This is a genomic window from Solibacillus cecembensis (assembly GCF_050272495.1).
Classification (GTDB): Bacteria; Bacillota; Bacilli; order Bacillales_A; family Planococcaceae; genus Solibacillus; species Solibacillus cecembensis.
Window position 1 is genome coordinate 47,241 of record NZ_JBNNMF010000013.1, and the last position, 21,782, is coordinate 69,022.

At 37.9% G+C, this 21,782-nt stretch carries 19 protein-coding genes; 18 read left to right on the forward strand and 1 reads right to left on the reverse strand.

Going from position 1 to position 21,782, the window contains the following annotated elements; all coding sequences use genetic code 11:
- The first annotated feature begins 54 nt into the window (after positions 1-54).
- Positions 55-1,159 (forward strand): peptide chain release factor 2 gene (prfB, locus tag ACQKIH_RS12805; RefSeq protein WP_236706743.1). Its coding sequence is split into 2 segments (ribosomal slippage): positions 55-126 and positions 128-1,159, totalling 1,104 coding nucleotides; the frame shifts between segments, so codons are not numbered across the junction.
- A 153-nt stretch (positions 1,160-1,312) separates the two neighbouring features.
- On the opposite strand, the gene ACQKIH_RS12810 is transcribed toward prfB, so the two are convergent.
- Positions 1,313-1,804, reverse strand: a complete 492-nt coding sequence (locus tag ACQKIH_RS12810) for a competence protein ComK (protein ID WP_427766569.1) — start codon at positions 1,802-1,804, stop codon at positions 1,313-1,315.
- Between the two features lie 392 nt (positions 1,805-2,196).
- Here ACQKIH_RS12810 and ACQKIH_RS12815 point away from each other — a divergent pair, with 392 nt between their 5' ends.
- The 17 genes from ACQKIH_RS12815 (at position 2,197) to phnM (ending at position 21,713) form a co-directional block, all read left to right on the forward strand.
- Positions 2,197-2,439 (forward strand): IDEAL domain-containing protein, encoded by a 243-nt coding sequence (locus ACQKIH_RS12815; protein ID WP_427766572.1) that lies wholly within the window; start codon positions 2,197-2,199, stop codon positions 2,437-2,439.
- Positions 2,440-2,779: 340 nt separating this feature from the next.
- Positions 2,780-4,762: an excinuclease ABC subunit UvrB gene (gene uvrB / locus ACQKIH_RS12820; protein WP_427766575.1), complete on the forward strand. Its 1,983-nt coding sequence runs from the start codon at positions 2,780-2,782 to the stop codon at positions 4,760-4,762.
- 6 nt (positions 4,763-4,768) lie between these two features.
- On the forward strand, positions 4,769-7,636 hold the full coding sequence (gene uvrA, locus ACQKIH_RS12825; protein ID WP_057984345.1) for an excinuclease ABC subunit UvrA: 2,868 nt from the start codon (positions 4,769-4,771) through the stop codon (positions 7,634-7,636).
- 118 nt (positions 7,637-7,754) lie between these two features.
- A complete protein-coding gene (locus ACQKIH_RS12830; protein WP_427766579.1) occupies positions 7,755-8,978 on the forward strand; it encodes a DUF4097 family beta strand repeat-containing protein in 1,224 nt (407 codons plus the stop codon).
- 296 nt (positions 8,979-9,274) lie between these two features.
- Positions 9,275-9,961: a cell division ATP-binding protein FtsE gene (gene ftsE, locus ACQKIH_RS12835; protein ID WP_057984341.1), complete on the forward strand. Its 687-nt coding sequence runs from the start codon at positions 9,275-9,277 to the stop codon at positions 9,959-9,961.
- Positions 9,951-10,847, forward strand: coding sequence for a permease-like cell division protein FtsX (ftsX, locus tag ACQKIH_RS12840; protein ID WP_057984338.1), 897 nt, complete (start codon positions 9,951-9,953; stop codon positions 10,845-10,847). Before ftsE ends, ftsX begins: the two co-directional genes overlap by 11 nt.
- 32 nt (positions 10,848-10,879) lie before the next feature.
- Positions 10,880-12,175, forward strand: a complete 1,296-nt coding sequence (locus ACQKIH_RS12845; RefSeq protein ID WP_427766583.1) for a murein hydrolase activator EnvC family protein — start codon at positions 10,880-10,882, stop codon at positions 12,173-12,175.
- Positions 12,176-12,286: 111 nt separating this feature from the next.
- Positions 12,287-12,859 (forward strand): peroxiredoxin family protein, encoded by a 573-nt coding sequence (locus tag ACQKIH_RS12850; RefSeq protein WP_057984333.1) that lies wholly within the window; start codon positions 12,287-12,289, stop codon positions 12,857-12,859.
- An 82-nt stretch (positions 12,860-12,941) separates the two neighbouring features.
- The gene (locus tag ACQKIH_RS12855) at positions 12,942-14,372 is read left to right on the forward strand and encodes a S41 family peptidase (RefSeq protein ID WP_057984331.1); all 1,431 of its coding nucleotides are present in this window, start codon (positions 12,942-12,944) and stop codon (positions 14,370-14,372) included.
- 109 nt (positions 14,373-14,481) lie between these two features.
- Entirely contained in the window at positions 14,482-15,651 is a 1,170-nt protein-coding gene (locus tag ACQKIH_RS12860; RefSeq protein WP_057984329.1) for a PDZ domain-containing protein, read from the forward strand.
- Positions 15,652-15,777: 126 nt separating this feature from the next.
- A complete protein-coding gene (locus ACQKIH_RS12865; RefSeq protein ID WP_057984328.1) occupies positions 15,778-16,494 on the forward strand; it encodes a GntR family transcriptional regulator in 717 nt (238 codons plus the stop codon).
- A gap of 151 nt (positions 16,495-16,645) precedes the next feature.
- Positions 16,646-17,068, forward strand: a complete 423-nt coding sequence (gene phnG / locus ACQKIH_RS12870) for a phosphonate C-P lyase system protein PhnG (protein WP_427766588.1) — start codon at positions 16,646-16,648, stop codon at positions 17,066-17,068.
- A gap of 26 nt (positions 17,069-17,094) precedes the next feature.
- The gene (gene phnH / locus ACQKIH_RS12875; protein WP_427766591.1) at positions 17,095-17,688 is read left to right on the forward strand and encodes a phosphonate C-P lyase system protein PhnH; all 594 of its coding nucleotides are present in this window, start codon (positions 17,095-17,097) and stop codon (positions 17,686-17,688) included.
- Positions 17,689-17,691: 3 nt separating this feature from the next.
- Positions 17,692-18,807 (forward strand): carbon-phosphorus lyase complex subunit PhnI, encoded by a 1,116-nt coding sequence (locus ACQKIH_RS12880; protein WP_427766594.1) that lies wholly within the window; start codon positions 17,692-17,694, stop codon positions 18,805-18,807.
- Entirely contained in the window at positions 18,797-19,666 is an 870-nt protein-coding gene (locus ACQKIH_RS12885) for an alpha-D-ribose 1-methylphosphonate 5-phosphate C-P-lyase PhnJ (protein ID WP_427766596.1), read from the forward strand. The genes ACQKIH_RS12880 and ACQKIH_RS12885 overlap by 11 nt, the downstream gene beginning before the upstream one ends.
- Positions 19,659-20,498 (forward strand): ATP-binding cassette domain-containing protein, encoded by an 840-nt coding sequence (locus tag ACQKIH_RS12890; RefSeq protein WP_057984318.1) that lies wholly within the window; start codon positions 19,659-19,661, stop codon positions 20,496-20,498. Before ACQKIH_RS12885 ends, ACQKIH_RS12890 begins: the two co-directional genes overlap by 8 nt.
- Before the next feature lie 12 nt (positions 20,499-20,510).
- The gene (gene phnM / locus ACQKIH_RS12895) at positions 20,511-21,713 is read left to right on the forward strand and encodes a phosphonate metabolism protein PhnM (RefSeq protein WP_427766597.1); all 1,203 of its coding nucleotides are present in this window, start codon (positions 20,511-20,513) and stop codon (positions 21,711-21,713) included.
- Positions 21,714-21,782: the final 69 nt, after the last annotated feature.

Below are 21,782 nucleotides of genomic sequence, written 5' to 3' on the forward strand. Positions count from 1 at the left end.
GGTTGTATTTTATGGAAAAAGATGAAAACCTAGATTAATGGAGGATTTACAATGATCGAATTAGCAGATGTACGTAATACGTTAGAAAATACAGCGGGTAAATTAGCTGACTTTAGGGGGTCTCTTTGACTTAGAAAACAAAGAGGCACGTATTCAAGAATTGGATGAAATGATGCTGGAGCCAAACTTTTGGAATGACCAACAAGGGGCTCAAGTAATTATTAATGAAAACAACGGTATTAAAGCAGTTGTAAATGAGTTTAATGACTTAAATTCAACGCAGGAAAATCTTGAAATGATGCTGGAGCTTTTGCGTGAAGAACCAGATGAGGAATTACAAGAGGATCTTGGCAATGAATTAACGGAGTTTCAAGCGAAAATGGCTGATTTTGAATTACAAATGCTGTTATCCGAGCCATATGATAAAAATAACGCGATTTTAGAACTTCACCCAGGTGCTGGTGGTACGGAATCACAAGACTGGGGTTCAATACTGTTACGTATGTATACACGTTGGGCGGAGAAGCGCGGTTTTAAAGTAACGACGATTGACTATTTACCTGGTGATGAAGCAGGCATTAAATCCGTAACGCTGCAAATTACGGGACATAATGCTTACGGTTATTTAAAGGCAGAAAAAGGTGTTCACCGTTTAGTGCGTATTTCACCATTTGATTCTTCAGGTCGCCGTCATACGTCTTTCGTGTCATGTGATATTATGCCAGAATTTAATGATGAAATTGAAATCGATGTGCGTACGGAAGATTTGAAAGTGGATACGTATCGTGCAACAGGTGCGGGTGGTCAGCATATTAATACGACGGACTCTGCTGTTCGTATTACCCATTTGCCATCTGGGGTTGTCGTGCAATGTCAATCGGAACGTTCACAAATTAAAAACCGTGATGCGGCGATGAAAATGTTGAAATCAAAGCTTTACCAATTAGAAATTGAAAAACAACAAGCACAATTAGATGAAATTCGTGGCGAGCAAAAGGAAATCGGCTGGGGTTCACAAATTCGTTCGTACGTTTTCCATCCATATTCAATGGTAAAAGATCACCGTACAAATCACGAAACAGGAAATATAGGTGCCGTAATGGATGGCGATTTAGATCCATTTATTACAGCTTACTTACGTTCGAAAATCTCTTACTAATGCGCTTCGATATAGAGTTGAAATAGTGGGAATCTAGTTAACAATGGCTAGATGTAATGAAACCTTAATAATGAAGCTGTCCTAAAAGTCATGAAAAAAGACTGGTGGGACAGCTTTTTTAAATTTTCGCTAGTTTGAACGCTATGCAAGTTATTATAAAGTTGAATTGCGTTTTAATATTAAATGTTTATAAAACATCGAGGCGCGGACGTATTGATGATTGAATGATTTGCAGTGTAAAGGTAAGCGTTCCTCAGAGCCGTCAATAAAAGTGACAATTGTTTCATCATGATGATCGACAATGTTAATAATGGATTGAAAGGCAATCCAAATATTTTGTGATGAGCTTGGTGAGAAAAGGGGAAATAATACACATGGGTCGCCAAAATCATAGGCAATCATTATCGGTAATTTATGCTTGCTTTTACCGAAAAATTGCTTTGCCTGGTATTGGCTAGCTTGATAGGAACTACCATGTAATTTGCATGTACTACGAATAATTTTTAATGGCTTATTTGGATAAACGACTTTCCCATGCTTATCAGAAACAAGGGTGTATGTTTTTTCACGATGCGAGATAGATTTTAAAAAATAAGTAGAATTCGATGCAATGTAATTAGAAACTTGAGGTAAATTTTTCGACATTTCAATTCCCCTTTATTATTTATTTTTGCTCGTCCAAAATCGAGTGCAACAAAATACAAGGAAAGCTAGAGGGCGTCATTTTTGTGATAGCGATAAGTTGAAAGTTCATTCTAACCATAGCGCACTGCTGAAATTTGAAATGTCTAGTTGGTTAAGTCCGTATTTTACGAATGGGGTAAGCTAGCAATTATGTGAACGGTGTTTTATGTAATTTTGACAACCTAATCAAAAGAACTAAAACAAAAACTTCGCTATATATTAAAAATAATACAATTAAATACAAAAATCAACATTATTTTCAGAAAATTCTGTTGGTTGATAATTATTCAGAATATATTGCAAATGGGTGCTCGTTTATTTTATAATAAATAAAAGAGATTGAGGTGATATCGATGGATAAATATTATTCGTACACAGATTTTTTAAAAGCAGTTGGCCAACAGCCGAACAGTGATCAAGCCGAAAAATTGTTGAATGAAATTTATTTAGATTTGTTTTTAAATCGCTTACAACGTATGCATCGAATCGAACAACTAAAAGCACTCATCGATACGTCATTGGACCAAAAAAATGAACAGAAATTTATCAATTATACAATGGAACTAAAAGAATTACTCCAATCAACAATAGCCTAGCTAAAAAATCACCTATTTTTAGGTGATTTTTTTTATGGATAAATATTTTAGAAAACGTATGAGGATTTTGTGTGAAATGTCTTAACTATTTGCAGTATTTATAGGGCAGACGGATAGAAAGGTAAATGTGATTGATAGAACTTAAAAAGTGTTGGATAGAACTCGCTAACCAGACGAACAATTTAAAATTATCTCCCCTATGTGATAAATCCCCCTTTAAATCCCCATACTGAATAACAAACACTAAACAAAATCGAATATACGTTCGTTAAATTCTCGTAATTAAAAAAAGGATATGCTAAAATAGAACATAACAGATTTGAAGAAAGGACGACCATATATGACAGAACAATTTGCAATCCAGTCTGCCTATCAACCAAATGGTGATCAGCCCGCTGCAATCGAGCAGCTCGTACAAGGAATAAAAGAAGGCAAACACGAGCAAACGCTATTAGGCGCAACGGGTACAGGAAAAACTTTTACTATTTCTAATGTCATCCAACAAGTGAAAAAACCAACGCTCATTATGGCGCATAATAAAACATTAGCAGGCCAATTGTATAGTGAATTTAAAGAGTTTTTCCCGGACAATGCGGTGGAGTACTTTGTCAGTTACTATGATTATTTCCAACCAGAGGCGTATGTGCCACAAACGGATACGTATATCGAAAAAGATTCGAGCATTAATGAAGAAATTGATAAGCTAAGGCACTCGGCTACATCGGCGCTATTTGAGCGAGAGGATGTCATTATTATTGCCTCAGTCTCGTGTATATACGGTCTCGGTTCACCAGAGGAATATCGGGAAATGGTCGTATCGATTCGAACAGGTATGGAAATTGAGCGCAATCAGCTATTGCGTAAACTTGTTGATATTCAATATGAACGCAATGATATTAATTTTACGCGTGGAACATTTCGTGTGCGTGGGGATGTAGTAGAGATTTTCCCAGCATCCCGCGATGAACAATGTGTGCGCATTGAGTTTTTTGGAGATGAAATTGATCGCATTCGAGAAGTCGATGCACTAACGGGTGAAATTTTAACTGAGCGTGAGCATGTGGCAATTTTCCCAGCATCTCACTTCGTAACACGAGAAGAAAAAATGAAAGTTGCGATTGAAAATATAGAACAAGAATTACAAGTGCGCTTAGAAAAGTTGCGTGCAGAAGACCGTTTGTTAGAGGCACAGCGTTTAGAACAACGGACAAATTATGATTTAGAAATGATGCGTGAAATGGGATTTTGCTCAGGCATTGAAAACTATTCACGTCATTTAACATTGCGTGAAGCTGGTGCAACACCATATACATTAATTGACTATTTTCCAAAGGATTTTTTACTCGTTGTCGATGAAAGTCATGTTACATTACCGCAAGTTCGTGGTATGTATAATGGTGACCAAGCACGTAAACAAGTATTAGTAGATCACGGTTTCCGTTTGCCATCCGCGCTTGATAACCGTCCATTAAAATTGGATGAGTTTCAATCGAAAGTGCATCAAGCGATTTATGTATCGGCCACACCGGGACCGTATGAGTTAGAGCATACACCTGAAATGGTTCAGCAAATTATTCGTCCAACAGGGCTGCTTGATCCAACGTTAGAAGTGCGACCAATTGAAGGGCAAATTGATGATTTAATCGATGAAATTCATGAGCGCATTCGAAAAAAAGAGCGTGTACTTATAACGACATTAACGAAAAAAATGTCTGAGGATTTGACGAATTATTTAAAGGAAATGGGCTTAAAAGTTGAATATTTACACTCAGAAATTAAAACATTGGAGCGCATCGAAATTATCCGAGAGCTCCGAAAAGGAACGCACGATGTATTAGTCGGCATTAATTTATTGCGAGAAGGTTTAGATATACCAGAAGTTTCCCTTGTAGCCATATTGGATGCAGATAAAGAAGGGTTTTTACGTTCGGAGCGGTCACTCATTCAAACAATCGGACGTGCCGCGCGTAACTCCAATGGGCATGTTATTATGTACGCGAATAATATGACCGAATCGATGAAAAAGGCGATTGGCGAAACGCAAAGACGTCGCGAAATTCAAATCGCTTACAATGAAAAGCATGGCATTACGCCAAAAACGATTATTAAGAAAATACCTGACATCATTCGAGCTACGAAAGCTGCGGAAGAGGAAGAACAATATATTACAAAAGTAACGGGCGGTAAGAAGCTGACGAAGAAGGAACTTGAAAAATTAGTTGAAACGTTGCAGCTTGAAATGAAGGAAGCAGCGAAAGCACTTGATTTCGAGCGCGCGGCAGAATTGCGTGACATGATATTCGAATTGAAGGCAGAAGGGTGAAAAATCGTGAAAAATACAGAGATTGTAGTACAAGGAGCAAGAGCACATAATTTAAAAAATATAGATGTTACCATTCCACGTGACAAAATTGTTGTTGTGACGGGACTTTCTGGTTCGGGTAAGTCTTCACTCGCATTCGATACGATTTATGCAGAGGGACAGCGACGTTATGTAGAGTCCCTATCTGCCTATGCGCGTCAATTTTTAGGGCAAATGGATAAGCCGGATGTCGATACAATAGAAGGGTTATCGCCTGCCATTTCAATCGATCAAAAAACGACGAGCCGTAATCCACGTTCGACGGTAGGTACAGTGACGGAAATCTATGATTATTTACGATTACTCTATGCTCGCATTGGTAAGCCGATTTGTCCGAAGCACGGGATTGAAATTACGTCACAAACAATTGAGCAAATGGTGGATCGTTTAATGGAGTTCCCTGAACGCACAAAAATGCAGCTCCTTGCACCTGTTGTAGAAGGGAAAAAAGGGACACATGTGAAACTCATTGAAGATTTGAAGCAGCAAGGCTATGTTCGAATTCGTCTGAACGGGGAGCTGCGTGATTTAGATGATCATATTGAGTTGGATAAAAATAAAAAGCATACGATTGAAGTAGTGATTGACCGCGTCGTTGTAAAAGAAGGCGTGGAATCTCGTTTAAGTGATTCTTTGGAGGCTGCGTTAAGACTAGCGGAAGGCCGCGTACTAGTCGATGTGATGGAGCATGAGGAATTATTATTTAGTGAACATCATGCTTGTCCGCATTGCGGATTTTCGATTGGTGAATTAGAGCCGCGCATGTTTTCATTTAACAGTCCATTTGGTGCGTGTCCAACATGCGATGGTTTAGGCAGTAAGACAAAAGTAGATTTAGAGCTCGTTATTCCAGATTGGGATAAAACATTACTTGAAACTGCGATTGCACCTTGGGAGTCGGTATCATCACAATATTATCCGCAGTTATTAGCAGCTGTTTGTAAGCATTATTCGATTGCAATGGATATTCCAGTGAAAGATATTCCAAAAGATTTGATGGACAAAATTTTATACGGCTCAGGCAAAGACAAAATTCATTTCGATTTTATTAATGATTATGGTAGCCATTATAAAAAGGATATTGAATTTGAAGGGGTCGTCCACAATATTGAGCGCCGTTTTAAAGATTCTTCTTCCGATTATGTGCGCGATCAATTGCAAAAATATATGACGGAGCAGCCATGTCAGTCATGTAAAGGCCATCGTTTAAAGACGGAATCGCTAGCAGTGAAAATTAAAGACCAAAATATTTCTGAAGCTACTCGTCGCTCAATTCAAGAAATGTATGACTTTTTCAATTCGGTTGAGCTGACGGAAAAAGAAAAGCAAATTGCAAAATTAATTATTCGAGAAGTAATAGAACGACTAAGATTTTTATTGGATGTTGGTTTGAACTATTTAACGCTATCACGTGCAGCGGGTACGTTATCGGGCGGTGAGGCACAGCGTATTCGACTGGCTACTCAAATTGGGTCGCGTTTATCAGGCGTCCTTTATATACTGGATGAGCCGTCAATTGGTCTGCATCAGCGTGATAATGATCGCTTAATCCATACGCTTGAAAATATGCGTGACTTAGGCAATACATTAATTATCGTTGAGCATGATGAAGACACGATGCTTGCGGCCGATCATTTAATTGATATCGGTCCTGGTGCGGGTGTTCACGGTGGGCAAATTATTGCGCAAGGAACCCCGAAACAAGTAATGAAAAATAAAGACTCCATCACGGGTCAATATTTAAGTGGCAAGAAATTTATCCCGCTTCCTTTAGAGCGACGTAAACCTGATGGACGTATGTTGAAAATAAAGGGTGCGACAGAAAACAACTTAAAAAATGTGTCTGTGGACATTCCATTAGGACAGTTTATTGCTGTAACAGGCGTTTCAGGGTCTGGAAAATCGACGCTTGTGAATGAAATTTTATATAAGTCACTCGCATCGAAGTTAAATCGTTCAAAAGTAAAGCCGGGTGCACATAAATCAATTGAAGGAATCGAACAATTAGAAAAGGTCATTGAAGTCGACCAATCACCAATTGGGCGCACACCGCGTTCGAATCCTGCGACATATATAGGTGTATTTGATGATGTGCGCGATGTATTTGCGATGACAAATGAAGCGAAAGTACGCGGCTATAAAAAGGGACGTTTTTCATTTAATGTGAAAGGCGGACGCTGTGAAGCTTGTCGTGGAGACGGTATCATTAAAATTGAAATGCACTTCTTACCGGATGTATATGTGCCATGTGAAATTTGTCATGGCAAGCGCTATAATCGTGAAACGCTCGAAATCCGTTATAAGGACAAAAATATTTCGGATATTTTAGAAATGACTGTAGAAAATGCGCTTGAGTTTTTCAGTAATTTACCAAAAATTCAACGTAAGCTTCAAACGATTGTTGATGTAGGGCTCGGCTATATTAAATTAGGACAACCCGCTACAACGCTTTCGGGCGGTGAGGCACAGCGTGTAAAACTGGCGTCTGAGCTGCATAAACGTTCGAACGGAAAATCGTTTTATATTTTAGATGAGCCGACGACAGGTCTACATGTGGACGATATTTCACGCTTACTTGTTGTGTTACAGCGTTTAGTTGAAAATGGAGAAACCGTGCTGGTCATTGAACATAATTTAGATGTCATTAAAACAGCTGATCATATTATCGATTTAGGTCCAGAAGGTGGCGATGGCGGAGGAACAATCCTAACGACCGGCACGCCTGAAAAAGTTGCAGAAGTAAAAGAAAGCTATACAGGATACTACTTAAAGCCAATTTTAGAACGTGACCGTGAACGAATGGATGACAAAATTGCTGTGGCACAAAAGAAATAAATGCATCGAAAGTTTCGGACATACGTACGTACCGATTGAATTTTTAGCGTGTAAATGAAACCTTTTATCCTCCCTCCTCGTATATATGGGTATACGAAATAGAGGGAGGAATTTTTTTATGCAAAGTGAACGTAAACGAATTTTACAATTGGTTGAAAACGGTGTAATTACGGCAGAAGAGGCGATTGGATTACTAGAAAAATTGTCGCCGCAAAAGGAATCCACTCAAACGACAGAAGTTTTACCCGTACAGTTAGAAAAAGAGGCTCAACAAGATGAAGAGCCAAAATTTTCAAAAAAGGTATACGAAGATGAACCGATTTTTGAAGAAAAACGTAAAACAACAGGCTTTGAAGATATTTTCGGAAAAGCATTTAATGATAAAGATGCAAATAAAAAAATGGATGAATTTATGCATGAGCTTAAGCAAGATTTATCGCATTTTGGTACGCGTATGGCGGGTTTAATGGGTTCTACTTTATCTAAGTTAAAAGATTTAGATATCGACATGCCGTTTGGTGAAAAAGTGGAATTCAATAAAACGTATGCTTACGCAGCAGAAGACGTAAATGGAATTGAATTAGATGTTGCGAATGGGAAAATAGAAGTAATCAAAACAACGGATGCAATTTTGACGATAGATGTTCATGTGAAAACGCAAGCAAAGGGTACAGAAGAAGAAACGATAACTGCAATCGTTGAAAATTTAGCGACGCTTCAGGATCAAAAATTGACGGTTCACTCATCGCATAAATTTACGCAATTAAAAATCCGCATGGCAATTCCAGAAAAGCATTATGATGTCTTTATTGCGCGTTTATTGCATGGTGGTGTATCGATTGAAGGTTTAGATGCGAAATTGATTAAAGTTAAAACATATAACGGTATTGTTCGTTTAGAAAATGCTGAGTTTAATCATGCAGAACTGCAGTCGAGCAATGGCTCAATTGAAGCACGTCAAGTAAAGGGCGAAGATTTGGAAGTCGAAACTGCAAATGGCCGTATTTATATTGATGGCGAATTAAAAGAAGTAGAGGCGGAATCTTTTAACGGACATGTCGTTGTGACGACTTCTAGTAGCGATGCACATAAAGTGAAAGCTCGTACAATGGCGGGAACGGTTGAAATTTATGTGCCAAAAACCGTTGCGATTGATGGTCAAATTTTCTCAAACCTAGGTAAAGCGGATGTCGGATTAAGCGATGTAACATTGCATGAAGAGGCGGAGCAGTTGTTATTAAAGTCAATTCGTTTTAATAAAGAATTGGCCGGTGCAAAATTACTAAAGCTTGTTGGAGAATCACGTACAGGTACTGTATTAGTTCGTTACACGACGAAGTAATTGATAGAAGTGGGAAGAATGTCATGTCACTAAGGTGAATAGGGCATTCTTTTTTTGCGTTTTTCTCTAAATTTAGGGAAAAAGCGCGTTCGTGGGTAAAAAATTAAATTACATATGTCTTAAAGTCTATTTTCCTGCTAATATATAAAGGGATTTCCAATATTTGTGTCGAAATACAAGTTTAGTAGTAAGAATGAAAAGAAATTGTAATAATACTAGTGTTTCAAAGTGTTATAATCTATGTAGAGAAAAACTAAAATTAAATTTCTAGTGATAGAACTTAGGTGGTTTCGTTAATGATTCAAATGAAAAATGTTGTGAAAAAGTATCCAAATGGTGTTGTTGCAGCAAACGGAATAACGATAGAAATAAAAAAGGGCGAGTTTGTTTATGTTGTTGGACCGAGTGGTGCAGGGAAATCAACATTTATTAAACTGATGTATCGCGAAGAAAAGCCGACATCAGGTGATGTGATGGTAAACGGTATTAACTTACGTACATTAAAGGCGAGTCGCATTCCACATTTGCGCCGTCAATTAGGTGTTGTGTTCCAGGATTTTAAATTATTGCCACGACTTACAGTGTATGAAAATGTTGCATTCGCGATGGAAGTTATTGAAGAGCAACCAAAAGTCATTCGTCAGCGTGTGATGGAAGTATTAGAATTAGTCGGCTTAAAGCATAAAGTACGCATGTTTCCTAGTGAACTATCAGGTGGCGAGCAGCAACGTGTTTCGATTGCTCGTTCTATTGTGAATCGTCCTAAAGTGATGATTGCCGATGAGCCAACAGGAAATCTAGATCCCGATACGTCGTGGGAAATTATGAATATATTTGAAGAAATTAATCGTCAAGGTACGACAATCGTCATGGCTACACATAACCGAGAAATTGTGAATACCATTCGTAAACGTGTGATCGCTGTTGAAGGCGGCATGATTGTCCGTGATGAGTACGGAGGTGACTACGGCTATGAAGGGTAGAACACTTGCGCGCCATTTTAGAGAGAGTATTAAATCATTAGGGCGAAATAGTTGGATGTCAATTGCCTCAATCAGTGCGGTAACAGTCACATTATTATTAGTCGGAGTCTTTATGGCAATCATGCTAAACTTGAATAAAGTGGCTTCAGATTTAGAAAATGATGTTGAAATTCGCGTAATGATTGAAATTATTCCAGATGAAGTTGAAATGAAAAAAATCGAGAAACAATTAATTGATGGGATTAAGAAGTTAAAAGATGTAGAGGAAGTTACATATTCTTCAAAAGATGCAGAATTAAATAAGTTGGTCAAAGATTTTGGAGATGAGTTAAGCTTATATGAACAAAATAACCCGTTGTATAATGTCCTTTATGTCAAAGCGGCAGACCCATTAAAAACAGCGGAAGTAGCGAAAAAAATTGATGGTTTAGAACATACACATGAAGTTAAATATGGTGAAGGTAAAGTAGAAAAGTTATTTAACTTCATAGATATTGCTCGAAATGTTGGGTTAGTGTTAATTGTCGGTTTATTATTTACAGCGATGTTTTTAATATCGAATACGATCCGAATTACGATTATTGCACGTAAAGAAGAGATTGAAATTATGAAGTTAGTTGGCGCAACGAATGCCTTTGTCCGTATTCCATTCGTATTAGAAGGTATGTGGTTAGGCTTAATCGGTTCCATCATCCCAATCGTTGCAATTACGTTTGCCTATTATAAAATTTATGAAATGGTTACACCAAAATTAAAAGGGGAACTTTTCCAACTCCTTGAAGTGGGGCCACTCATGTACCAAGTGAATGGATTAATCGCTTTAATCGGTATTTTAATAGGCATCTGGGGAAGTTTCATGTCTGTACGGAAGTTTTTGAAAGTATAAATATATTGATGCGTTTAGGAGGAAAAGAGATTTTGAATAAGCTGAACAAGCATTCGTATAAAATTATTGCTGCACTATTAGCGCTTGTATTGATCCTTGAAATGCCTGTAGCCTACGCTGCTTCTTTAAGTGATTTAAAGAAGGAAAGAAGCCAAATAGAAGCAGAAAAAAAGGAATTAACGAACTCACTTCAACAAAAAACGAGTGAAATTAAATCGAATCAAAATACACAAGAAAAAATCATAGGCCAATTAGAACAAATTGGGGCGAAAATAAATCAAACGCATAAAGAAATTGAATTAGTCGAGCTTGATATAGATATTGCCAATAAAGAAATTAGCGATTTAGAATTAGAAATTGCCGATTTGCAAAAGCGTATTGATCAGCGTGATGAACTATTACGAGAGCGAGCACGTGCGATTCAAATCGGAGGTACAGTAAGCTATCTTGATGTATTATTAGGCGCAAATAGCTTTGTCGATTTTATTGACCGATTTTCGGCAGTCAATACATTAATGGATGCAGATCGCCAAATTATGCGTGAGCAAAAGGAAGACCAAGAAAAGTTAGAAGAGCAAAAGGTTATCCTTGAAACAAAAAAGAAAAAGCTTGAAGAAAATAAAGCAAGGCTATCTCTATTAATGGCTGATTTAAAAGGGCAAAAAGCAGAAAAAAATCGATTAGTAGACGAGCTTGAAAAAGAAGAAGAAAAATTACGTAGTCAAAAATCAGAACTACAAGAACAATATGATGATAAAGTTGAAATTAGTCAAGAATTAGAAAAGCAATTCATTGCAGAACAGCGTCGTTTAGCAGAGGTTGCACGCCAAAAAGCAATTGAAGCAAAGAAAAAAAGAGATAGAGAAAAAGCGAATGCCTTAAGTTCCGGTTCTGGGAAATTACCGACCGTAGCAGCAGGAAATTGGACAAGACCAGCGGCAGGACGCTACACATCAGGTTTTGGTAGACGAAATATCGGTCCAATTGGCAGTAAAAACCACTTAGGTATGGATATTGCGAACTCAATTGGTACACCAGTTGTTGCAGTCGCAGATGGGGTTGTTTCCTATGCAGGTAGAATGGGTGGCTACGGAAATGTTGTCATGGTTACACATAATATTGATGGACAAGCATTTACCTCAACTTATGCTCATTTAAGTGGCTTTACAGCAAGTGTTGGTGATGTTGTATCAAAAGGACAACAAATCGCCAAGATGGGTAATACAGGGAATTCAACAGGTCCACACGTCCATTTGGAAATTCATGTCGGTGAATGGAATGGCGCACGTTCGAATGCAGTGAATCCATTACGTTACATTTCATTATAACGACGAAAAAGACAAAACTCGGAAAAAAACGAGTTTTGTTTTTTTATAAGAATATTTAGTGGATGTATATGATATGGTAAAACTATATAAAATGTAGCGAGGTGTACCACAGTGAAGAAAAACATTGGAATTGTCATCGTATTAGCATTGGTCATCATCATGGCTGGAACTTATATAAAAAGAGAAATCGATGCAAGCAATGCCATCCCTGAAAAATCAAAGGGCTATGAAGTGACACTTGGGGAAGAGGTAGGAATTCAAAAGGGACAAATCGCACCTGATTTCACATTGATGAATATACAGGGAGAAGAAGTAACCCTATCAGATTTACGTGGGAAGCGTGTCGTACTTAACTTTTGGGCGACGTGGTGTCCACCTTGTGAAGCCGAAATGCCGCATATGCAAAAATACTATGATAAATATGCAAAAAAGGACAATGTTGAAATTATCGGTGTCAATTTAACGTATGAAAAAGAAAATGTAGAGCGAGTAAAACAATTTCTAGAAAGTTATAATATTACGTTTCCTATTTTATTAGAGCCTGTTTGGAGTGTCTCGAAACAATATGAAATTATTACAATTCCATCTACATTTATGATTGATACAGAAGGAAAAATTCAAAAACAAATAATCGGACCACTAGATGTGGATGCTTTAAGAGAAAATGTCAAGGACCTGAACTAACTGAATAGAGAAAACATATTCGACTTTGAAAGTATGAAATTCGTCTTTCGTTCATAAATTTAAATGAACAGGAGGGAAGATTGTGCGAAGAAGTCGGATTTTTTTATTGCTAGGTATCATTATTTTAATACCTACAATTCTCTTTTTTTGGCTAGATCAGCAGCCCAATGCAAAGACACAAGATACGAGTTTTGCTGTGGTGAATGAGTTGCATGATTTAATCGCGAAAGAATCGGTTTATGATGTTACTTCAGAAAAGTTGGTTGAAGGGGCCCTTCGAGGGATGGCGAAAGCGATTGATGATCCATATAGCACGTATTATACACAGCAAGAAGCCGCTCTACATAAGCAAACACTTGCTAGTGAGCGCATTGGCATTGGGATTGAACTGAGTGAATCAGAAGGGAAATTTATCGTCATTTCACCAGTAAAGACGTCCCCAGCGGACAAGGCGGGTATTCGTCCTTTAGATGAAATCATTCAAATTAATGATACGCGTCTTGAAGGGAAATCGATGAGTGATGTGATGCAACTGATGCAAGGGAAGGAAGGAGAAATAGTAGAGCTTGTAGTGTTTCGGCCAAATATAGAACGTCATGTGAAAATTAGTGTCAAGAGAGCAAAACTTAAAAATAATACAGTGCAATCGGAAGTAATCCAAGTAGAAGATACACCGATTGGCTACGTAACCGTGACATTATTTGGTGAAGAAACAGGTGCGGAATGGCAACGTGAGCTGAATAAGGTATTTGAACAAGACGTGAAAGCATTAGTGATCGATGTTCGAGATAATCCTGGTGGCTATTTACATAGTGTCGCCCAAATGATTAGTACATTTGAACGGCAGGAGAAAATATTCGCCTATATGCAAAAAAGTAATGGGAAAACAGAGCCACTGAAAACAAAATATGTAGAAGAATTCTCTCCTTATATTGAAAAGTTGAAAAATATACCTGTTGCCATTATTCAAAATGAAGGAAGCGCCTCGGCTAGTGAAGTATTTGCAGGCGCATTACAAGATTGGCAACGCGCAACGGTTATTGGGGTAACAAGTTTTGGTAAAGGGACAGTTCAACAAAACTGGGAGCTGAAAAATGGTGGTGAATTAAAGCTATCTACAAACAAATGGCTCACACCAACACAGCGCTGGATTCATCATGTAGGAATCGAACCGGATATTGAAGTGAAGCAGCACCCGCTTTATGGAATTGGAACAAAGTTATTAAAAGGACGTTTTGAAACAAGTGAGTTTAGTGAGGAAATCGCTTATACTCAGAACGTTTTAGCAGAGCTTGGTTACGCGATTGTCCGCAAAGATGGCTTCTTTGATATGGAAACTGCACAGGCTGTTTCAAATTTTAGAAAACGCTATGATTTACAGGATGGACGCCATATGGATGAGCAGTTTTTCGCGAAGTTGACAGAGCAACTACAAACTTATAAAGACTCACAAATTAATGATACGCAACTTCAGATGGCGCTTAGTTTTGTCATGCACCAGCTTCAAATGTAGAGAAATAGTTTCAGATTTCACATCGTATATGTAGTTACAATTAGCACTACGCATAAACAGAAGGATTTGGTACAATAAATGAAGTAATGATTGGATGGTAGGTGGAAAAATGGATTCAACTATTTTAATAGAAGTTTTGAAAAGTATTGGAAGGTTTTTCATCAATCCATTACTATATATTGCTGTAATTTCAGCTATATTTTTAGGATATCAACGTGTAAAAAGAGAACGCAAATACTTTAAAACGCGTATTTTAGGAGGATGGTCTGAGTTAAAGACCATGTTCTTCGCTGGTTTTGTATTATCGTTAATTGTTTCATTATCTAGTATTGCAATCGGCTTAACTGTACCATTGGAGTTTTTAATTATAATTACGCTCATCAGTATGATTGGTTTACTGTTATTTAATTATCATTTATTATCTCCAATTATCGTGATCGCGGTAGCATTTGTTGTAGTCGCCGCGATGTATTGGCAAGATTGGTCCTTTGAAATCCTGGGCTTTGAATTTGTTGGACATAATGTTGCGGATGGGCTTGCGGTTACGGCGCCTATTTTAGCAGGTGTATTGTTAATGGCAGAAGGGTTATTAATCCGTCGGTATGGGGCAAAATTTGCTTCACCTATAGTAGAAACGACTAAACGAGGGTTTAACGGAATTGCTTATTTTAGTAAGAAAATTTGGGTTTTACCGGTGTTTATTATTATTCCCGGAGATGTATTTCAAGGGTTTTTACCGTATTGGCCGCATTTTTCATTGGGACAGGAACAATTTTCACTCGTACTGTTTCCGTTTGTTATCGGCTTCCAACAGCTTGTACGGAAAGTAATGCCAAAGTATGTCTATCCTGAACTTGGACGAAGTATTATTTTTATCGGTGAATTATTATTATTAGTTGGCTTTACTGCGTATTTTTTCCCTATTTTAGGTGCGATTGCATTAGCGATTGGGGTAATCTCGCGTACCATTATCGGTATTTATTATAAACGCAAAGAAGATCGTGATTCCTATGCAGTGATGCGAAGTGAAAAAGGTGCGATGATTGCGGCAGTACTACCGGATTCTCCTGCTGAAAAAATGGGCTTAGTTGCGGGCGAAATTATCCAACGTGTAAATGGTCAAGAAGTCTTTTCAGAAGATGAATTGTATAAAGCTCTACAAGTGAATGCAGCTCATTGTCGTTTAGAGGTAATCGATCATAACCAAGAACTACGATTAACTCAACACGTCGTGCATAACGAAGACCATCATAAAATTGGGCTATTGTTAGTGAAATAAAAGTATAAATGGAGGCACAACTCAGGCTTGACCTTGAGTTGTGTTTTTTATTGTAAGGCACGGTTGTTATTTTCCATATTTTTGATTAATATCGTGTATAGGTAATAAATCAAGGGAGTGGAGCAGATGAAGCTTGATGTTGAGTTGATGATTTTAGATGAATTAATTCAGGAGATTGTACAGGGTAAGTATCAAGTGAACGAGCAATTTCCTTCAGAAAACGAATTATCTCAAAAGTATAATGTGCCACGAATTAAGGTTCGAAATGCGTTTTTAAAGTTGGAGGAAATGGGCTATATATACTCGCAGCAAGGAAAAGGACGCTATTTAAAGGACAAGCAGCTAAAAATCAAGTTGCATTTAACAGGGGCACAAAGTTTTACGGAGAAGATGACTGAGGCAGGCTATGCATTTGAATCGAAAAATATAGGGTGTGAAAAAATTACCTACCATCCGCGCATCTACTCAATTCTGCAAGTTTCCCCAGAGGATGAAGTATTTAAAATTTCCCGTTTACGTATGATTGATGGTAAGCCAATCGCATTACATAGTTCTTTCGTGGCAAAATCTATCTTCCCGAATATTGAACAGGATGGTAGTCGATTAAGCTCCATGTTTGCTTATTATCGGGAAAATGGCTGGACAGAGTTTACTAGTAGCGATAGCCATTTGAGCATTTCTTTTCCGACAAGTGAAGAGCGTTCGATACTTCAATGTCCCTCATTAATCCCTCTTTTAATTGTAGAAAGTGATTGTATCGCAGCCTCACAACACAAAGTATTAGAGTATACCAAAATTATTTATCGTAGCGACTCTTTTACATATAAGATCCCTTCAGAATAAATTAAAGAAAAGTCACAACGTCATTTTATATGACATTGTGACTTTTTTTAGATTACGCGCTCTCTTGGAGGAATTTACTTTTTCTTTAGAAACCCTTTACATTCACTAGCTTGGCAACAAGTTATGATGAAGTTGTGGAGAGGTGAAGACAATGAAAAGAAAAAAAAGAATGCGTATTTTAATAGACGGTTCTCGAGAAGTAGCAAAGAAGTTAGCATCTCAAATAGAAGAGAGCTACGATGTGGAAATAATTATGCAACCACAAGAAGCTTTAACGATGATCAAAATGAGAGAATCGGCTAAAAAAACACAGTTCTATCTTGGAGAGGTACTCGTGACAGAATGTAAAGTGCAAGTGAACAATCAAGGTGGAATTGGCATTGTCGTAGGGTTAGATGAGGAACTTGCTTACCAGCTTGCAATCATTGATGCAGCGTTTGAAGCAAATTTAATAGAAATACAAAGTTGGCTGCCGTTATTAGAGGCAGAAGAGTTGAATTTAAAAACGCGATTGAAAGCAGAAGAGGACAATATTTATAAGACAAAAGTACAGTTTGAAACGATGGATGTATAGAACCTAGCTGGGAGGTGGAAAGAAGTATGGCAATGGATGTAGTGCATGATACGCAAAAGGGATATCGAACAATTCTTCACTGTATGTCTCGACCAGGAACAATTGAAAATGTAAGAGAAATAGCGGATAAGGTAACTGTGTCAATCGAATGTCTTTCAGCTACTTTTGTTACCTCATTAACGTTACTAGACAGAGAAGTTAGTTTTTCGGTTGTTGGAGGAGACACAAAAAAAATGGAAGAGCTATTTGTAGCCTATACAATGGCGACATCAGCAAGTTTAAAAACGGCAGATTATGTGTTTATTACGAAGCAGGCGAGTAAAGAGCAAATCATCTCTGTTTTTCAAAATGTGAAAACAGGAACGCTAATCAATCCACAACAGTCGGCCACAATTATTTTAGAAACAGAATACTTAAGTAACTCTGGTAATTTATTGTTGACAGGACCAGGAATTGAGGATACAGAGGAAGTTTCGATTGCTAATGATGAGTATTGGCTAGAAGCACGCAATAACGTAAATAGTGAATATCCTTTAGGGGTAGATATGATTTTACTAGATGAATTTGCTCATGTTATGTGTTTACCAAGAACAACAGTGACAAAAATTCGTGAGGTGTGAGAAATGGCTTATGTAGCTGTAAAAGGTGGGTCTGAGGCAATTGAGGAATCCATAAAAAGGTTAACGTTTGAACGAATTCATACGCAACAAGTGTTAGAAATAGACGCGATTATGGCAGGGATGCAGGGAATGATTGATCAGGTGATGTCAGAAAGCAGCCTGTACTCGGAGTTGCTAGCAGCACTTGCGATTAAGCAAGCTCAAGGCAATATGGAAGAAGCTGTTTTCCTATTGCGTGCACATCGCTCAACATTGCCGAGAAATTACTACACGCGTGTCATTGAGACAGACAATATGTTTGTAGAAAGAAGAATTTCCGCTAGTTTCAAAGATATTCCTGGTGGGCAAATTTTAGGGGCTTCCTATGATTATACGCATCGTTTAATGGACTTTAATTTACTATCGGAATCAAAGGAAGCTATGCAAAAGTGGCTTCTCGAGTACGAACAGGAAAGCCAACGTAGTTCAGGTGCAATTACACTTCAATCTCTACCTAAAGTGGTAGCATTTTTGCAAAAAGAAGGGTTATTTCCTACGTATGAAGAGGACCAAACAGAGCCGCTTGACGTGACGAAACGCAGTGTTCAATTTCCAACGACCCGCAGTGAACGATTGCAAATATTAACAAGGGGTCAAACAGGTGCAGTGACATCACTTGGATACGCTGCTATTCGTGGGTACGGTTCAGTTCATCCGACAGTTGGGGAATTGCGAGTTGGGAAGTTACCGCTTACGGTTGCTTATCCAATGGACCAAACAAATGATGAAGAAAATGACTTTTACATCGGTCAAATTAAGGTGACTGAAGTAGAATCATTCATTCCGATAACAACTAAAAATGAAAAGAATGAAGAAGAAATTGAATTCGAAATTGGCTACGGCATTTGCTATGGACAAAATGAAACAAAGGCAATTGCAATGAGTATTTTAGATCAAGCATTGGAAAATGGTAATCAAGATTATCCAACACATGATGAAGAATTCATTCTTATGCACATTGATTCTGTGGAGTCTACTGGGTTCATATCCCATTTGAAATTACCTCATTACGTAACGTTCCAGTCAAAATTGGATAGTGTGAGGAAAATAAAAAAGGGGACTGATCAGCATGAAAAATAAAACTCATTTTGCACTAATGGATGAAGGTTCAAAAAAAGAAATCAGACGGGCTACTTTAAAAGCAGTTGCCATCCCTGGCTATCAAGTGCCGTTTGCATCGCGGGAAATGCCGATTGCACGCGGCTGGGGAACGGGAGGTCTACAACTTACCCTTTCAATTATTGGAAAGGAAGATGTATTAAAAGTCATTGATCAAGGGGCAGATGAATCAGTTAATGCGGTCAATATAAAAAAGCTTGTGCATCACACAACGGGGGTAGAAACAACAACGGAAACAGAGGACGCCACAATTATTCAATCAAGGCATCGAATTCCTGAAGTACCTGTTACTGAAAAGCAGATTATTGTTTTGCAAGTTCCGATTCCTGAACCGCTTCGTTTAGTAGAGCCGAGTGAAATGAAAACGAAGCAATTACATGGCGAAAAAGAATATAGCGGTGCATGGCTTATGCTATTTGAACAAATTATGAAGTACGGAAAAACAGCAACATATGCAGACCATCCAGTGTTTGTTCATGATCGTTATGTGATGGCACCTAGCCCGATTCCGAGGTTTGATAATATCAAAATGAATGTTTCAAAAGCACTCATATTACTAGGAGCAGGTCGCGAAAAGAAAATTTACGCTGTTCCGCCTTATACGAAGGTCACTTCATTAGCATTTGAGGATTATGCGATGGAGGTGGAATCTTTTGCAGGGAAGCATTGTAGCTTATGCCACTCTAGGGATGTATTTTTAGATGAATTGGTGAATGAAGAAACGAATGTTACTTATTACCAATGTAATGATACGAGTAACTGTCTTGCAACATTGAACGAGAAAGAGAAAGTAGTAGAGGTGGGAATTGGAAATGCATGATAAACCTATTTTGCATGTGGTGAATTTGAAAAAGCAATATGGTCCGGGCTGTGCTGTTTGTAGTCATAATCATGAAGTTGCTTTAGAGAAAAACCGTTGTCCGGAGTGCGGGACAGTGTTTGCATGTAATGATTTATCGTTTGACGTTTACCCTGGTGAAATTTTAGGCGTAGTTGGTGAAAGTGGAAGTGGCAAGTCGACAATGATGAAATGTCTCTATTTCGACGAAGAAGTAAGTTCCGGTGAGGCGTATATTAGCTGTTACGAAGAAGGGGAAACGAATGTTTTTCAAGAGTCTTCACAAAAGTTGCGTCATATTCGCAATACGATATTAGGGATGGTTTATCAAAATCCAGTATTAGGTTTAAAAATGGACTTTTCATCAGTAGGAAATATTGCTGAAAAAATGATCGCAGCAGGTGATCGTAACGTAAATCGAATGGAAAACCGTTCTAAAGTGCTTTTAGAACATGTCCATATTCCGATTGCACGAATGAAAGATGAACCAAAAAAGTTTTCTGGTGGTATGCAACAGCGCGTCCAAATTGCCAAAGCCTTATCGAATCATCCGCCTATTTTATTGTTGGATGAAGTGACGACAGGTTTAGACTTATCCGTTCAGGCAAGTGTTTTAGATTTAATTAAGACGATTCAACAAGAACTGGGCATTAGTATGATTGTTGTTTCACATGATTTAGCAGTCATTCGCATGTTAGCGGATCGTACGATGGTCATGCTCGATGGAAGGATTATTGAACAAGGATTGACTGATCAAATACTAGAAAATCCACAGCATGCCTACACGCAGCAGCTTGTGTATTCGCTCATTTAACGGAGGGGTTTTGTGTACTTATTAACGAACGGGCAAATTATTTTGGAAGATAAAATAGTGTATCATCATGCAGTTGTGATTGAAAATGATTGCATTTCAGCTATCATTCCAGAAACGGAACTTTCACAATATATTGGATATGAACGAATCGATGCAAATGGCGGATATATTTCACCAGGTTTTGTAGATATTCATTCGGATTATATAGAAAGTATTGTTTCGCCACGACCTACGAGTTTAATGGATTTTAATATGGGCATTCGTGAAGCAGAGCGAATTTTAATTAGTCACGGCATTACAACAATTTATCATTCACTTTCCATTTATAAAGATGATGGTTTTAGCCATAAACCCATTCGCAATCCGCAAAATGTAAATCGTCTAATTGATGTCATTAATGAAACACATACAAGTCAGCATTTGATTCGCAATCGGATGCATGCAAGATTTGAAATAGACAATATAGAAGAAGTTGATAAATTCATTCAAAATATTAAAGATGAAAAAGTTCATTTGATTTCATTCATGGATCATACACCAGGGCAAGGGCAGTATCGAAATTTAGAAGTGTATCGTAATACAATAAAAGGTTACAACAATATTTCTGATGTTGCGGTTGAAGAAATCATCTCAAATAGCACGAAAAAAGACAAAATTACGTTGGACCAAATAAAAGAAATTAGCCAAATCGCGATTGAAAAAAATATCGCGGTTGCATCCCATGACGATGATGAAATTGAAAAACTATCGTTAGTGAAAAGTTTCGGCACGACGATTAGCGAGTTTCCAACGACGCTTGAAGTAGCCAAAAAAGCAAGAAAACTGGGATTATGGACAATTGCCGGAGCGCCTAATGTTATGTTAGGTGGGTCACACTCAGGAAATTTATGTGCCACAGAAGCGATTCGAGAAAACGCCATTACTATTTTATGCAGTGACTATTATCCACCAGCCTTGCTACATTCCCTTTTTAAATTAAGTGAAGAGGGTGGACAAGATTTACATGAAATGTTTCAGCTTGTCACATTAAATCCTGCAAAAGCAGTGCAAATTGACAATCAAATTGGCTCGATCAAGGAAGGGAAAAAGGCAGATATCATCGTTATTGAAAAAATGGATGATGGCTTCCCTATAGTTACGGCTACCTTTGTGGATGGAAAGCTCATAACAAGGACGAACTATCGGTCAACAAAAAGTCATATGCAGTTAACTTGATTCAGCATTCATCTCCTACTTCTATAAGTGGGCGATGAATGCCAAAAATGCAATTCTATTCAGTGGAGG

Bases quoted from the DNA above. Each gene is read 5' to 3' on its own strand.
- phnH (WP_427766591.1), top strand. From the start codon at position 17,095: ATGGCAATGGATGTAGTGCATGATACGCAAAAGGGATATCGAACAATT.
- ACQKIH_RS12860 (WP_057984329.1), top strand. From the start codon at position 14,482: ATGGATTCAACTATTTTAATAGAAGTTTTGAAAAGTATTGGAAGGTTT.
- ACQKIH_RS12885 (WP_427766596.1), top strand. From the start codon at position 18,797: ATGAAAAATAAAACTCATTTTGCACTAATGGATGAAGGTTCAAAAAAA.
- ACQKIH_RS12880 (WP_427766594.1), top strand. From the start codon at position 17,692: ATGGCTTATGTAGCTGTAAAAGGTGGGTCTGAGGCAATTGAGGAATCC.
- ACQKIH_RS12890 (WP_057984318.1), top strand. From the start codon at position 19,659: ATGCATGATAAACCTATTTTGCATGTGGTGAATTTGAAAAAGCAATAT.
- uvrB (WP_427766575.1), top strand. From the start codon at position 2,780: ATGACAGAACAATTTGCAATCCAGTCTGCCTATCAACCAAATGGTGAT.
- ACQKIH_RS12865 (WP_057984328.1), top strand. From the start codon at position 15,778: ATGAAGCTTGATGTTGAGTTGATGATTTTAGATGAATTAATTCAGGAG.
- ACQKIH_RS12815 (WP_427766572.1), top strand. From the start codon at position 2,197: ATGGATAAATATTATTCGTACACAGATTTTTTAAAAGCAGTTGGCCAA.
- ACQKIH_RS12830 (WP_427766579.1), top strand. From the start codon at position 7,755: ATGCAAAGTGAACGTAAACGAATTTTACAATTGGTTGAAAACGGTGTA.
- ftsE (WP_057984341.1), top strand. From the start codon at position 9,275: ATGATTCAAATGAAAAATGTTGTGAAAAAGTATCCAAATGGTGTTGTT.
- phnG (WP_427766588.1), top strand. From the start codon at position 16,646: ATGAAAAGAAAAAAAAGAATGCGTATTTTAATAGACGGTTCTCGAGAA.
- ACQKIH_RS12810 (WP_427766569.1), bottom strand. From the start codon at position 1,804: ATGTCGAAAAATTTACCTCAAGTTTCTAATTACATTGCATCGAATTCT.
- ftsX (WP_057984338.1), top strand. From the start codon at position 9,951: ATGAAGGGTAGAACACTTGCGCGCCATTTTAGAGAGAGTATTAAATCA.